Origin of the sequence: Gottfriedia sp. NPDC056225 (genome assembly GCF_042267765.1) — a bacterium.
GTDB lineage: Bacteria > Bacillota > Bacilli > Bacillales > Bacillaceae_G > Gottfriedia.
This window is the reverse complement of sequence record NZ_JBHJTJ010000008.1, coordinates 127,888-142,747: the sequence shown is the minus strand read 5'-3', so window position 1 is coordinate 142,747 and position 14,860 is coordinate 127,888. Positions and strand designations below refer to the sequence as shown.

General features: G+C 33.1%; 11 protein-coding genes. 7 read left to right on the top strand and 4 right to left on the bottom strand.

The genetic code is table 11. The features are described 5' to 3' along the window. Positions 1-261 precede the first annotated feature (261 nt). From aceB to addA, 7 genes are all read left to right on the top strand, one after another. Positions 262-1,848 (top strand): malate synthase A, encoded by a 1,587-nt coding sequence (aceB, locus tag ACFCYN_RS08320; protein WP_375948683.1) that lies wholly within the window; start codon positions 262-264, stop codon positions 1,846-1,848. Positions 1,849-1,866: 18 nt separating this feature from the next. Continuing rightward, entirely contained in the window at positions 1,867-3,156 is a 1,290-nt protein-coding gene (gene aceA, locus ACFCYN_RS08315) for an isocitrate lyase (protein ID WP_172445673.1), read from the top strand. 270 nt (positions 3,157-3,426) lie between these two features. Continuing rightward, entirely contained in the window at positions 3,427-4,002 is a 576-nt protein-coding gene (locus ACFCYN_RS08310; protein WP_375948681.1) for a competence protein ComK, read from the top strand. A gap of 258 nt (positions 4,003-4,260) precedes the next feature. Then, complete coding sequence (locus ACFCYN_RS08305; protein ID WP_098171415.1) at positions 4,261-4,902, top strand: TVP38/TMEM64 family protein; 642 nt, start codon at positions 4,261-4,263, stop codon at positions 4,900-4,902. Between the two features lie 33 nt (positions 4,903-4,935). Further along, positions 4,936-5,487: a signal peptidase I gene (gene lepB, locus ACFCYN_RS08300; RefSeq protein ID WP_172445671.1), complete on the top strand. Its 552-nt coding sequence runs from the start codon at positions 4,936-4,938 to the stop codon at positions 5,485-5,487. 148 nt (positions 5,488-5,635) lie between these two features. Then, positions 5,636-9,142 (top strand): helicase-exonuclease AddAB subunit AddB, encoded by a 3,507-nt coding sequence (gene addB, locus ACFCYN_RS08295; protein ID WP_375948678.1) that lies wholly within the window; start codon positions 5,636-5,638, stop codon positions 9,140-9,142. Further along, the gene (gene addA / locus ACFCYN_RS08290; RefSeq protein WP_375948676.1) at positions 9,135-12,875 is read left to right on the top strand and encodes a helicase-exonuclease AddAB subunit AddA; all 3,741 of its coding nucleotides are present in this window, start codon (positions 9,135-9,137) and stop codon (positions 12,873-12,875) included. The genes addB and addA overlap by 8 nt, the downstream gene beginning before the upstream one ends. 301 nt (positions 12,876-13,176) lie before the next feature. Here the strand turns inward: addA and ACFCYN_RS08285 are convergent, their stop codons facing one another. From ACFCYN_RS08285 to gerPC, 4 genes are read right to left on the bottom strand one after another with little or no spacing between them, the layout of a single operon-like run. Then, on the bottom strand, positions 13,177-13,392 hold the full coding sequence (locus ACFCYN_RS08285; protein WP_172445668.1) for a spore germination protein: 216 nt from the start codon (positions 13,390-13,392) through the stop codon (positions 13,177-13,179). A 16-nt stretch (positions 13,393-13,408) separates the two neighbouring features. Beyond that, on the bottom strand, positions 13,409-14,065 hold the full coding sequence (locus ACFCYN_RS08280; RefSeq protein WP_375948674.1) for a spore germination protein GerPE: 657 nt from the start codon (positions 14,063-14,065) through the stop codon (positions 13,409-13,411). Beyond that, on the bottom strand, positions 14,065-14,241 hold the full coding sequence (locus ACFCYN_RS08275) for a spore gernimation protein GerPD (RefSeq protein WP_172445666.1): 177 nt from the start codon (positions 14,239-14,241) through the stop codon (positions 14,065-14,067). The genes ACFCYN_RS08280 and ACFCYN_RS08275 overlap by 1 nt, the downstream gene beginning before the upstream one ends. Next, the gene (gerPC, locus tag ACFCYN_RS08270; protein ID WP_172445665.1) at positions 14,238-14,849 is read right to left on the bottom strand and encodes a spore germination protein GerPC; all 612 of its coding nucleotides are present in this window, start codon (positions 14,847-14,849) and stop codon (positions 14,238-14,240) included. Before gerPC ends, ACFCYN_RS08275 begins: the two co-directional genes overlap by 4 nt. Positions 14,850-14,860: the final 11 nt, after the last annotated feature.

The window sequence follows — 14,860 nt, the reverse complement described above, 5'->3', positions numbered from 1 at the left end:
GTTTTTTTGTATGCGGAGAATTCATCTTTTTAAAAAATAATAGTATGAAAATCGTATGGATCTCTCAGCTCAGTAAAATTTATATAGTAAAAATTCGATCAAAAAGTAAGGAAATTAAAAGAAATTTTTCTGGGTATTTAGAGTTTAACTGTCGAAAAATCTTTTGGAAAAATTTTCAGAAATTAATATCCATTTTGAATACTCTGTTATATAATAACGTAAGTATATAAAAACTGTTATATAACTGAATGGAGGAATCGTATGACAACTGAGCTTTCGAAAATTAAGGTTCTAGGTAATCATGTAGAGGGTTCAACTGACATTCTTACGACCGAAGCTTTAAGTTTTTTAGAACAATTACATCTGAAATTTGATCAACGTAGACAAGAGCTGTTATTAAACAGAAAAGAAAGAATGCGCTTTTTACAAAATGGAGGTAAGCTGCAATTTTTGGAGGAAACAAAACATATTCGTGAAAGTGAATGGTCAATTGCACCTATTCCAACGGATTTACAAGATCGAAGAGTGGAGATAACGGGACCAGTTGATCGGAAAATGATAATAAATGCATTGAATTCAGATGCATTTGTTTTCATGGCTGATTTTGAGGATGCAACTTCTCCAACTTGGGAAAATATTATTTCAGGTCAGGTCAATTTAAGAGATGCTGTGAATCGAACGATTTCACTTCATTCAAAAGGAAAAACTTATCAATTAAAAGAGAAGCCAGCTGTACTATTAGTCCGCCCAAGGGGCTGGCATTTAGAAGAAAAGCATATAACTGTAAATGGTGAAAATATGTCTGGCAGCTTAGTAGATTTTGGACTTTATTTTTTTCATAATGCAAAACAGGCATTAAAAAACGGCTCTGGTCCTTATTTTTATTTGCCTAAAATGGAAAGTTATTTGGAAGCAAGATTATGGAATGAGGTCTTTGTATTTGCTCAAAACGAGTTAAATATACCAGTTGGAACAATTAAAGCAACGGTATTAATCGAAACAATTGCTGCTTCATTTGAAATGGATGAAATTCTGTATGAGTTAAAAGATCATTCGGCAGGATTTAATTGTGGAAGATGGGATTATATTTTTAGTTTTATAAAAATGATGCGTTACGATCAATCTATTATTCTTCCTGATCGTTCAATTGTGACGATGGAAGTACCTTTTATGCGCTCATATTCTCATAAAGTAATTCAAACATGTCATCGTAGAAATGCTCCGGCAATTGGAGGAATGGCTGCTCAAATTCCAATTAAGGGTGATAAGGAACGAAACGAAGCTGCGTTTGAAAAGGTAAGAAAAGATAAAGAGCGAGAAGCAAAGGATGGTCACGATGGTACTTGGGTGGCTCATCCTGGTTTAGTAGCTGTTGCACTTGAACAATTTAATCAATTTATGCCTACACCAAACCAGATTCATAGAAAACGTGAGGATGTCTATGTAACTGAAGCAGATCTTTTAGAGATTCCTAGTGGAGTCATTACAGAACAAGGTCTTAGAACGAATATAACAGTTGCGATCCAATACATTGAGGCATGGTTAAGTGGACGAGGAGCTGTACCACTTTACAATTTAATGGAGGATGCTGCAACTGCTGAAATTTCGCGTGCGCAAATTTGGCAATGGGTACGTCATGAAAAGGGTATTTTAGAGGACGGTACAAACATTACTCTACAATTAGTTGATTCATTAAAAAACGAAGAAATGATGAAGCTTCAACTAGAAATCGGTAAAGAAGAGTTTGAAGCAAAGCAATTTAAAAAAGCAATTGAATTATTTGATGACTTAATTAGCAACGATGAATTTGCAGATTTTCTAACTTTAAACGGATATAACTTTTTATAAAATTAGGAGGTAATGAATATGACGAAAAATCGTGAGAAACGTATTGCTGAATTACAAGAAAGCTGGGAACTTGATTCTAGATGGAATGGTATTACAAGGACTTATACAGCTGAGGATGTTATTAAATTAAGAGGATCAATTGATATTGAACAAACATTAGCTAAAAAAGGTGCAGAAAAATTATGGAAGCTTTTAAACGAAGAGAGCTATGTTAATGCATTGGGAGCATTGACTGGAAATCAGGCAATTCAACAAGTAAAAGCAGGTTTGAAGGCAATCTATTTAAGTGGATGGCAAGTAGCTGCAGATGCAAATCTTTCTGGTCAAATGTATCCAGATCAAAGCTTATATCCAGCAAATTCTGTACCAGCTGTTGTAAAAAGAATAAATCAGGCTTTTCAACGTGCAGATCAAATTCAATATGTTGAAGGTGGAGAGGAAGTAGATTACTTCGCACCGATTATGGCAGATGCAGAGGCTGGCTTCGGTGGCCAATTAAATGTATTTGAACTAATGAAAAGCATGATTGAAGCGGGAGCGGCTGGAGTACATTTTGAAGATCAATTGTCTTCTGAGAAAAAATGCGGTCATTTAGGCGGAAAAGTATTATTACCTACTCAAACTGCGGTTCGCAATCTAATCTCTGCTCGATTAGCAGCCGATGTAATGGGAGTTCCTACTCTAATTGTTGCACGAACTGATGCTGATGCAGCAGATTTAATTACAAGTGATATTGACCCAGTTGATCAGCAATTTATCACAGGGGAAAGAACACCAGAAGGATTTTATCGTACAAAGGCTGGGTTAGACCAAGCAATTGCTCGTGGTCTTGCTTATGCACCGTATGCAGATTTAGTTTGGTGTGAAACATCGGAGCCAAATTTAGAAGATGCAAAACGGTTTGCAGATGCAATACATGCAAAATTCCCTGGTAAATTACTTGCATATAACTGTTCTCCTTCATTTAACTGGAAGAAGAAATTAGATGACGAAACAATCGAGACATTCCAACAACAAATTGCTGCAATGGGTTACAAATTCCAATTCGTTACACTGGCTGGTTTCCACGCATTAAACTTTGGAATGTTTGAATTAGCTAGGAATTATAAAGTACGTGGAATGGGAGCATATTCAGAGCTTCAACAAGCTGAATTTGCAAGTGAACAACATGGCTACACTGCGACAAGACATCAACGCGAAGTAGGAACAGGTTATTTTGATCAAGTGGCTCAAGTTATTACTGGAGGAACTTCTTCAACTACTGCTCTTAAAGGTTCTACAGAAGAACAACAATTTTCAGCTAATTAATGAAAGAAACCACTTTTTCTACTACAAGAGAAAGTGGTTTTTTATGGCTATTATCCTAAAATTTAGTAAACATTGACACTTTTGTTAAACTATTTAAATATTGATTTTGCTAATAATAATTTATGATATTATTTTTCTAACATCTATGTTTGCTACTATACTTCGTGTTAAAAAACTTTTTATTGGTGTTGTTAAATTTAGAGATTGGTATTTTTAAAACTTTTCGATATTTAACAGTACTCAAAACTAATAACAGAAGGAGTTGTAATGATGAATAATTCGAAAGGAAAAGTTAAGGTACTAAACGAGTATGAAATCAACAAATCAACAATGGCAATCATACCTGAGTTTACGGTGGATTTAGTAGTGATTTCAAAGGTATTGGAATCAGATGATAATTTTTATGTACTAATGAAGCCGATTGAAATTATTGAGAGAAGCTGCGCTTATTTTGGAAGCAGTTATCGCGGCAGGCGTGAAGGCACAAAACAAATGATATCCATTACTCACAAACCACCAATTGCAATCAGCTCAATGAATCAAATTTTCTTTTTCCCCACTTCATCTTCTTTAAAAGTAGAATGTTTTTGGATCTCCTACAATCACGTTTCAAAATTCAAAGGCGGTAAATATAATCGATCAATTGTTGAATTTTTTAATGGTGTTGAACTCCCACTAGATATATCCCGCGGTTCATTTGAAAATCAATTATATCGAACTGCCCATTTAAGAGCTATTTATGAAGATCGACTCAATCCTGAGAATGTACAACAAAGAAATTATAGATTAGTTCCTGATAAAGAAATTACTTCTTATATAAAAGGAGTAACGGTACACGAAAAATAAAGCGGAAGATTAAATTTTTGACTACTTTTACATTTAGTAAAGTAGTTTTTTTAGTTTATTCATCGATCATTTGTTAGAATTTAATTAAGGATTATTAGGAATAAATTAGTAAAAAAGTACTTCGAATAAAATGAGGCAATTTATGACAAAAAATAATAGTTAGAATCATTTATTATTATTGAATAAATAGTTATATGTGATAATGTTAACAGTAAGGATATCAATATAGAAATACGGCTTAAGGAGATTCATATTTAGATGAACGTTTTTGACATAAAGGCTTTTTTTACAGAGGAACATTTTTTACATCTTATTCAACAATACAAAGATTATGGTCCATTAGTTGGGATATCCATGCCATTTCTTGAAGCGTTATGCCCAATTTTACCTTTGGTCGTTTTTATATTTGCTAATGCTGCGGCATTTGGACCGTTATTAGGATTTTTATATTCTTGGATTGGTTCTTGCTTAGGTTCCATTTTATTATTTTATGCTGTGAGGAAATTTGGTCAGAAACGATTTTTTTCATTTTTAAGTAAGCATAAGAAAGTAGAATCTTCAATTGGATGGATTGAAAAAAGAGGATTTGGTCCAATTTTTATCATGTTTGCTTTTCCGTTCTCTCCATCTTTTTTAATAAATATTGTAGCAGGTTTGTCCCGTATTAAAATTTCCCAGTTTCTAATTGCATTAGTACTTGGAAAGTTTACAATGATTGCAGTGATTAGCTACTTAGGGAAAGATTTGACTTCTGTGTTTCAAAATCCAATTAAAGCATTATATATAGGAATATTTATTTTTATATTGTGGATTGTTGGAAAAGTGATTGAGAAACGTATGGACATCAAAGAAAAAACAACAGAGAAAAAGGGTACACCTCAATCATCTGATGAGCAATAAAGCATTATTACTCAAAAGGGAGAGAGTTTGTTTATGCTAAGAAAAGAAGTATTTGATTGGGGAAAAGCGATCTTTATCGGAATCGCAATTGCTTTTATTGTTCGAACTTTTCTATTTTCTACTTATGTAGTTGATGGAGAGTCTATGATGCCAACTTTAAAGAATGGAAATTTACTAGTAATAAATAAATTTGGATATGAATTAAGTAATATAAAAAGATTTGATGTAATAGTCTTTCATGCAAATAAACAAGAGGATTATGTTAAACGAGTTATTGGTTTACCCGGAGATTCAATCGAATATAAGGATGATCAACTTTATATTAACGATAAAAAATGGAGTGAACCATTTTTAAATGATTACAAAAATACACTAAAGGGAACACCTTTTACTGGTGACTTTAATTTAAACGAAATTACGGGTAAAGCTAAAGTTCCTCCTGGTTATGTGTTTGTAGAAGGTGACAATCGACCAAAAAGTTATGATAGTCGTTTGTTTGGATTTGTAAAAATTGATAAAATTGTAGGGAAGGTCGATTTACTATATTGGCCGCTTTCAAGTTTGAATACGAATTTTAACAAATAAGCTCCTTATAGGGGCTTTTATTATTAGGGGCAGAAAAGACAGGAAGAGCACGTAAAACGAAAAAAGCAGGAGAAATTGGGGGCAAGGTCTTTAGGACTTTACCTATGTACCAAAATTACTATGGGCCTGCTTCAAAGGAGTGAATTTAATGTCGTTTCAATTTATTTTAGGACGTGCAGGCAGTGGGAAAACACATTATATTTTAAATGAAATTACAGATAGATTAAAAAAAGAAACAAAAAATATCATATTTATTGTACCTGACCAAATGACATTTCAGATGGAATATGAATTAGTCAGAAGGCAAGAGAAGAAGGCTATTATTAATTCACAAGTTTTTAGTTTTACAAGACTAGCTTGGAAGGTTTTACAGGAAACCGGTGGAATTAGTCGGATTCATATCGGAGAAATTGGTATTTCAATGATTCTTCGAAAGATTATTGAGGAAAAGAAAGAGGAATTAAAGGTATTTCATCACGTCGCTGATCGACAAGGGTTCTACAAGGAATTAACTTCTCTTATTTCTGAGTTTAAAGGATTCCAAGTTTCTACAGATGAACTATCTTCCGTGATTTTGCAAATGGAACAAAATTCCTCAAAAGATCATCTCTTTATTCAACAAAAGATAAATGATATTCAAATTGTATTTGATGCTTTTAATACATATATGAAAGATAAATATCTTGATTCGGAAGACTATTTAAATTTATTAATTCAAGAGCTACCTAAAAGTGAGTATATAAAAGATAGCATTATTTATATTGATGGTTATTATGATTTAGCGCCTCAAGAGCGTAATGTTGTTGAGGAGTTAATGAAATATTGTAGTGAAGTTAAGTTCTCATTAACGGTTGACCGTCCATACGATGATTTATTACCGCATGAATTAAATTTATTTCACAAGCCTGCAATTTTATATCAACAAATTAAGGAGATTGCTTTAAATACGAAGCAATCTATTGACAAGTCAATAATTTGCCACGAAAATTTAAGGAATTTATCGAATGGCTTGAGCTATTTTGAAAAGAATTTTGATAGTAGACCAGTAACACCATCTTTTGAGTCAGAGGGGATTAAAATTATTTCGGCATCAAATCGAAGGTCAGAGATTCACGCGATTGCAAAAGATATACTTCATAAAGTACGAGATAAAGGCTACCGATATCGTGATATGGCGATTTTTTTGAGAAACAGTGAGACTTATTCACATTTAATCTCTACTATTTTCCATGCTTATCAAATACCGATTTTTATAGAAGAAAAGCGTTCAATGTTAACTCATCCATTGTTTACGTTTTTACAGGCTACTTTTGATATCATTCAAAAAAATTGGCGGTATGAATCAGTTTTTAATGCATATAAGACAGAGTTAGTTTACCCGTTTGAAAGCAATAGCGATAAAAATCGTGAGCAGTTAGAGTTATTTGAAAACTATTGTATTGCATATGGGAAACAAGGGAAAAGGTGGACGATTGATGAGCCATGGAAGTATCGTAAATATCGTTCTACTGATGGAATTGAAAAAGGAGTAACAAATGAAGAACTAGAATTTGAGGCTTTAATAAATTCAGTAAGAAATTTATTAGTGGGGCCAGTTCGATCATTTCAAAGCAATTTAAAAAATGCAAAAAATGTAAGAGAAATGTGTGTAGCATTATACGAATTTGTTGAGTCACTAGATATTTCTAGAAAACTTCAACGCTTAAAAGATGAAGCAGAAAAGCGTTCCAATTTAATCGAAAGTAAAGATCACGAACAAGTATGGAAAGGATTTATTAATCTTTTAGATGAGTGTGTCGAATTAATTGGTACGGAGAAGCTGTCACGTAAAACATTTTTTGAAATTCTTCAAACGGGTTTTCAATCGCTTCAATTTGCTAACGTACCTGCTTCATTAGATCAAGTAAATATTGCTAATTTTGATCATTCACGATTACAAAATGTAAAGTGCGCATACATCATTGGTGTAAATGAAGGGATTATCCCAAGAAAAGCTAATGAGGATGGATTGTTAGGTGATACTGCAAGAGAGTTTTTACAATCATTCGGCGTTGAGGTTGCGCCAACTAGTAAGCATCAATTGTTCGTAGAAAATTTTAATATATATACTGGAATTAATCGGGCAAGTCATGAGTTAATATTCAGTTATCCTTTGGCAAGTGATGACGGAAAAGGACTTGCGCCTTCAAGTCTAATTCAAAGGATTAAATCGATATTCCCAAATGTACAGCAACGCTTTGAAAGTGGAGATTTATTATTTAGTTCAGTAGAAGAACAGCTTTCATTTATTACGAATAATGGAACTGCACTATCAAGTTTAGTTACCCAGCTTCAAGCTTGGTCAACTCAAGAGACTGAGTCTAATATGGATTTATGGTGGATGCTATATAACTTTTTACGCGAAGATTCAGATTCTAAAGATAAACTTTATAAAGTTATTAGTAGTGTAATGTATAACAATATTGCAAAAGACCTTGGAGAAGAGTTAAGTACAGAATTATATGGAGAAGAATTAAGTGGTTCGGTATCAAGAATTGAGCTTTTCCATCAATGTGCTTATGCTCATTTTGCACGATACGGATTAAAGCTACAAGAACGTGAAATTTATAAATTTGAATCATTCGATATGGGTCAACTTTTCCATAGTGCATTAACAATAATTGGAGAGAATCTATTGCAGGCAGGAAAAAGTTGGAGTAATTTAACGAATGCAGAGTGTGATGAATTAGCAGCGAGAGTAGTAGATGAAATATCACCTAAGTTTCAACGTGAAATTTTACTAAGCACAAACCGATATATGTTCTTAAAGAAAAAAATGAAAGACGTAATTTCAAAAGTATCATCAATCTTAAGTCAACAAGAGCATGCAGGTAAATTTATTCCAGTTGCTTTAGAAGTTCCATTTGGTATTGGTAAACAATTAAATTCATATGAACTACCTATTGATGGAAAGAAAAGAATGGTATTAAATGGTCGAATTGACCGGATTGATAAAGCGTCGAGTGAAAAAGGCGAATATTTACGAATTTTGGACTATAAGTCAACTAAAAAGGAATTAAAATTATCTGATGTTTATTATGGTCTGGCATTACAATTACTAACTTATTTAGATATAGCTGTAGCGAATTCAACTGCATTACTCGGTAAACCTGCAGACCCTGCTGGCATACTTTATTTCCATGTTCAAAATCCAATTGTAAAAATTAAAAATGAAATTGAGTTCGATGAAATACAAGACGAAATCTTTAAAAAGTTTAAAATGAATGGATTACTGTTGGAAGATCGTGAAAGTAATTCGTTAATGGATGAAGCTTTAATTGAAGATGGAGGTTCTTCGAAAATCGTACCAATTAAGCTTAAAAAAAATGGAGAGTACATTGCAAAATATTCTAAAACAGTAAAGCCTGAACAATATCCAATGATGACGAACTTTATAAAGCAAAAATTTACTGAAGCTGGTCAGCAAATCTATAACGGATTCGTTGAAGCGAACCCATACCAACAAAAGGATAAAATCCCATGTACATATTGCTCGTATCAATCAGTTTGTCAATTCGATGCAAATGTAAAAGGAAATGAATATCGTATTTTACCTCCTTTAGAAGATGGTGAAGCAATACAAAAAATGATAGAGGCGGTGAAGCATGATGAGTAAGGAAGAAAATAATGCTAGTAAAACAAAATGGACGGTCGACCAGCAAAAGGCGATAGATCTCGAAGGATCAGACATTCTAGTTGCCGCTGCCGCTGGTTCTGGAAAGACTGCTGTTCTTGTTGAGCGAATCATTCAAAAGATTATTCGTGAAGAAAATCCGATTAATGTTGATGAATTACTTGTCGTTACCTTTACTAAAGCAAGTGCCCAGGAAATGAAAGAAAGAATTGGAGTCGCATTAGAGAAGCAACTTGTAAATAATCCCGAATCGGATCATTTACGAAAACAAGCTTCTTTGTTAAATAAAGCGTCGATCTCGACAATCCACTCTTTTTGTACTGAAGTCATTCGATCAAATTACTATATGGTTGAGTTAGATCCAAATTTCCGTACAGCAGAAGAAGTAGAAATCCAATTACTGATGGATGAAGTGTTAGAAGAATTAATGGAAGCAGAGTATAGTGATGATTCTAATTTAGTCTTCTTTGATTTAGTTAATCGTTATACAAGCGATCGCGATGATAATGATTTACCAAAATTAATTTTAAAGCTGTATCGTCATGCAATTTCTAATCCAAATCCAAGCGAGTTTTTAAATACGTTCATTCAACAATATGACGTAAAAGATAAATTAGTTGACGATATTCCTTTTATTCAAGAACTAAAGAGATTTATTCAAGAAGACATCATTACTTGTATAAATGCTTATAAACAAGCTTTAGATTTAATTGAAAGTCCCGATGGTCCAATAAAGTATTTCGATGTATTTAAAGAAGAATATAGCAATTTAGAGTGTTTATATCATGTTTCAGAAAAAACATGGGAAGAAATCAATATCGGTCTACAAAAAATAGCGTTTACTCGTCTGCCTATTATTAAAAAGACAGAAGGGGATCAACAGAAAAAAGAATTAGCGGCTAATTTCCGTAAAGATGTTAAAAAGAAAATTGATGATTTGAAAGAAAAGTATTTTAGTCGAAACATTAATCATCAGTTAAAACAAATAATTGAATTGAAGCCTCTAGTCGAAAAATTAATCGGGCTTGTTAATAACTTTATCGTGTTGTTTAAACAAGCAAAGCTAGAAAATGGAATTTTAGATTTCAATGATTTAGAGCATTATGCACTCGAAATTTTAAAGGATAAAGAAGAAACAGAACAATTGCTGCCTTCTTCGGTTGCAAGGGTTTATCAAGAAAAATTTAGCGAAGTATTAGTCGATGAATATCAAGATACGAATTATGTTCAAGAATCGATATTAAGATTAATTACAAAAGGTACAGGCTCGGATGGAAATTTATTTATGGTTGGCGATGTTAAACAATCAATCTATCGTTTTCGTTTAGCGGAACCACAGTTATTTATCAATAAATATAATCAATATGAAAAAGAGTTAAATGATCGAACAGGTTTGAGGATTGATTTATCTAAAAATTTTAGAAGTAGAGCGGAAGTATTAGATGCAACCAATTTTATCTTTCAACAAATCATGGGGAGAGAAGTTGGCGGTATTGAATATGATGAAGATGCTATGTTGAAGTTAGGAGCAAGCTATCCAGAATACTCTTTTTGCACTTCAGAATTGATTTTATTAACAAACTCTGCTGAAGAAGATGACGTTTCTGAAATTAGCGAGCAAGAAGATGATGAGCTTGTCGAAGAAAAACTGGAACAAATTGAAGCTAGATATGTAGCAAGGAGAATAAAGGACTTAATTGAAAGTGAATATTTGGTTACCGAAAAAACTGGAGAAATGAGACCAGTTAAATACAGCGATATCGCGATATTAGGACGTTCATTATCGAATGCGGATTTATATATTGAGGAATGTAAAGCTCTTGGAATCCCTTTATATGCTGAAAAATCGAAGGACTTATTTCAAACAATTGAAGTGGCTGTGTTTTTAAATTTATTAAAGCTAATCGATAATACGATTCAAGATATCCCGCTTGCATCTGTCTTACGCTCTCCAATTGTAGGGCTAACGGAACCAGAATTAACGGTGATCAGACTTGACCATAAAAAGGGATCTTTTTATGACGCATGTCAAGCGTATACAAATAACTTTGAAAATCGCCATAAGCAATTATCAATTAAATTAGCAAATTTCTTTCAACAAATAAAGGAATGGAAGCGGCTTGTAAAAAGAGAAACACTTTCAATCTTTATCTGGAAGGTATTAAATGAGTCGACTTATTATGACTTTGTCGGAGGTTTGCCTGGAGGGAAGCAAAGACAGGCAAATCTAATTACAATATTTGATCGTGCAAAAGCGTTAGAAGAATCGAACTATAGAAGTCTATTTCAATTTTTAAGATTTTTAGATCGAATGCAGGAAAGAGACGAAAAACTAGATGAGGTTCGTATAGTAAGTGATCAAGAAAATATCGTACAGATGATGACAATACATAAAAGTAAAGGCCTAGAGTTTCCTGTCGTGTTTGTTGTGAATACAGCTAAGCAATTTAATATGCAAGATTTAAATGCGAAATTTATATTACAAAAAGAGCTAGGACTAGGGATGAATTATGTTCATCCGACGTATCGCACTACAAATTCAACTCTATTAAAGGAAACAATCAAGCGTAAGGAACAACGAGAATTAATATCTGAGGAGTTACGTATTCTTTATGTTGCATTAACCCGTGCAAGGGAAAAACTAATACTTGTAGGTAAGGTAAAGGACGCACAAAAAATAATCGAAAGCTGGAAAGAAGTTGAAAATCATAAAGAGTGGCTTCTACCATTAAATATAATTAGTGGTGCAAAAAACTATCTTGATTGGATTGGACCATCGATCATTCGTCATGATTCTAGTAGCGCAATTAGACTTCAGGATGATCTATGGCAAACCAAAAATGAAATTCAATTTTATCCATGTCGTTGGAATTATTCGATTGTTGATGCTTCTACTATTCAATTAATGGAAACTGAAGAAGTAGAAAATAATAAAACTGAAATATTTCAAGCTTTTCAGCTAAGAGATCCAATCAATATCAAAAATGACGAGCTTTATGAAAAAATAGAAAATCAATTAAAATGGCAATATAGTCATAGTCAATCAACTTTATATCGACCAAAGCAATCTGTAACAGAATTAAAAAGAAAAATGCAAGAAGAAGAGCCGTATAATGAAAGTTTTATAAGAACTACAACAAAAGCTTATCCTCTTGAACGACCAAAATTTATCTCAGAACAAAAGATGAACCAGGCTGAAAAAGGAACTGCGACCCATGCTGTAATGCAAAATTTAGATTATCACTTAATTTCTTCTCATGAAGAAATTATGAATCAAATCAGTAGTATGATTCTAAAAGAACTAATTACACATGAACAAGGAGAAGCCGTCAATAGCATGGAAATCTTTGATTTCTGTCAATCAGAACTTGGTCAATTAGTGAAAAACACTCATCAAAAGTTACGTGAAGTACCTTTTAGTTATGGTGTTTCAACAAATGAAATTTATAAAGATTGGCAAGATGAAGAAGAAGTGGTATTAATTCAAGGGATTATTGATTTACTTTTAATCGATGGTGAAGAAGCGATCCTAATTGATTATAAAACAGATCGAACTGAAGCATTTACTACTGATGAAGCATTGAAAAAAGAAGCCATAAGAAGATACGGTATTCAACTTGATCTTTATTCAAAAGCAATCGAAGCTGGAATGGATAAGAAGGTTAAAGCAAAATATCTATACTTTTTCGATGGCGGTCATATTGTAGAATTATAGAAAAAAGCGATGCTAGTTTGCATCGCTTTTTTCAACGTGGTGAAATCGTACCTAGTCAATATTGACAAAGAAATTGAAGATACTCATGAAAAGTTCATGTGGTTGTAGAATATTACTTAATAAAATAGAATCGTGAGTACAAATAAACATGAAGCTGGTCATAACTTGCTCGTAAAGGGTTCACTGAGGGCTCATGAGTAAGGAAAAGAGCAAGATAATGAAAATATGTAACTCATAAGGGGTCATTTCAACACAAAGAAAAAGCGATGCTAATTTGCATCGCCTTTTATCGAAGAAGAAATTATAAAGTTGCTATTTCATTTTGATCAACTAAATCAGCATCTAATGTATTAGTGGCACTTGCGCCGCTAATTGTTGCAGGGATAAACCCAGTATTACCTGAACCGGATCCGAAATATGATTTTGTTTGAGTTTTTGGAGAGATATTATTAAGATCTCCCGTATTTATATTCCCTTCGTTGCTTGTGATAACAATTGCACCAAGAAATGTTGGCATGAAGTATTCTCCTTTCTTAATCTGTTAATTTTGGTTCGGTTGGTTCTTTTAATCGAGCTGGTACTGCGGGTACAGAAGGAACGATTGGGACAACGGTGTGTACTACCGGAACTACAGGTGCGACTGGTACTACGGTGTGTGCTGTTACTGCCGGTGTAACTGGAACAGTTGGTTGAACAAGAACTTCTGATTCATATGGTTGCATTGGTTGTGTCATGAGTGGTTGGAAAAGTTGAGAAAAAGTAGGTTGACCTTGAGTGTGTGTTGGCGTTTGGTAGTGTATGGTAGGTGATGAAGTGAAATGTCGTATTTGATGAACACGGGCTAACATTGTAGCGTTATGAACTGAACCAATAATGGAAGCGCTAGAGGAACTTATACCATTATAATTAATTGAACCAACCTGTATAGTAGGGTTAAGATTTACTCGATTTAATTCCACATTAGGAACATATGGAAGATGTTTTGGAATTACTTTAAAAATAGGATAAATTTCAAAAATATCTTTGTTTGGATCAGCTAATATGTTCCCTTCTTCTTGTAAAGCAAGAGCGTTTGACTCTGCATTTATTGAAAATACATCACCAAACTGTAAAATACTTGAAAATAGGACTGTATTTACATCGTATCTTTGTACAGCAGCTAAACGAATCCTTGGATCAATTTGAAACATTAGCTTACAGATAAAGGTACAAATGGTCCAATAATTAACGATTCTGGTGGTGTGTCAAATATAGAAGAAAGTGAAATGTTATGAGCATCTCCAATCAAAAATAATGAAGACGAAGAAATGGCTGTAAACTTAATATCCTCTACTTGTAAATTGCAATTTGTTACATTTAAAATCATCCTTTATTCTCCTTTCCAATATTATGTGGTAAGTTTTGAAGGAAAGCACTGTATGCTGTTCGGATATCTCTTAACATGTGTAATACGACCTCTTCGGAATAACGAAGAGGATTATCATTGAATTCAGGTTTATTTTTATATAAGTCGATATAATAAGGAATTCGAATATCCATTTGATTTCGAATATCATCGATCATCATTTGACGATAATATTCATCTACTGCAACTCTTAGTTCGGATTCTAATTGAAGAATTGTTTCTAAAGCTTCTTCCTTCAAATGGAAATGAATTCGGTCTTCAATATATGCTTTCAATGCTTTTATATTGTTGTCTGGTTTAATATCTATTTGTTGGTTCTCAACTGTTAAATCATCGAAAGTTGGAGATTGAAGTGGATTCAGTCCAATTGTTAATGTACCATTTAAATTCTCTACTTTTAACTGGTCGAATTTATATTCAATTTTATCAATTTTTGTCTCAGGTCTTTGAGAAAGTTCAACAACAGTGGCTTCAAGTTGAGCAATTCTACTTTTTAATTGTTCAATCATTTGAGACTGTTCATATAGTAGTTGCTCAATCTGAGTCTGCCTTAATTCTAGTTGATTCATAGAATTCCCTC

Bases quoted from the DNA above. Each gene is read 5' to 3' on its own strand.
- gerPC (WP_172445665.1), bottom strand. From the start codon at position 14,849: ATGAATCAACTAGAATTAAGGCAGACTCAGATTGAGCAACTACTATAT.
- addA (WP_375948676.1), top strand. From the start codon at position 9,135: ATGAGTAAGGAAGAAAATAATGCTAGTAAAACAAAATGGACGGTCGAC.
- lepB (WP_172445671.1), top strand. From the start codon at position 4,936: ATGCTAAGAAAAGAAGTATTTGATTGGGGAAAAGCGATCTTTATCGGA.
- ACFCYN_RS08310 (WP_375948681.1), top strand. From the start codon at position 3,427: ATGAATAATTCGAAAGGAAAAGTTAAGGTACTAAACGAGTATGAAATC.
- ACFCYN_RS08305 (WP_098171415.1), top strand. From the start codon at position 4,261: ATGAACGTTTTTGACATAAAGGCTTTTTTTACAGAGGAACATTTTTTA.
- addB (WP_375948678.1), top strand. From the start codon at position 5,636: ATGTCGTTTCAATTTATTTTAGGACGTGCAGGCAGTGGGAAAACACAT.
- ACFCYN_RS08285 (WP_172445668.1), bottom strand. From the start codon at position 13,392: ATGCCAACATTTCTTGGTGCAATTGTTATCACAAGCAACGAAGGGAAT.
- ACFCYN_RS08275 (WP_172445666.1), bottom strand. From the start codon at position 14,241: ATGATTTTAAATGTAACAAATTGCAATTTACAAGTAGAGGATATTAAG.
- aceB (WP_375948683.1), top strand. From the start codon at position 262: ATGACAACTGAGCTTTCGAAAATTAAGGTTCTAGGTAATCATGTAGAG.
- ACFCYN_RS08280 (WP_375948674.1), bottom strand. From the start codon at position 14,065: ATGTTTCAAATTGATCCAAGGATTCGTTTAGCTGCTGTACAAAGATAC.
- aceA (WP_172445673.1), top strand. From the start codon at position 1,867: ATGACGAAAAATCGTGAGAAACGTATTGCTGAATTACAAGAAAGCTGG.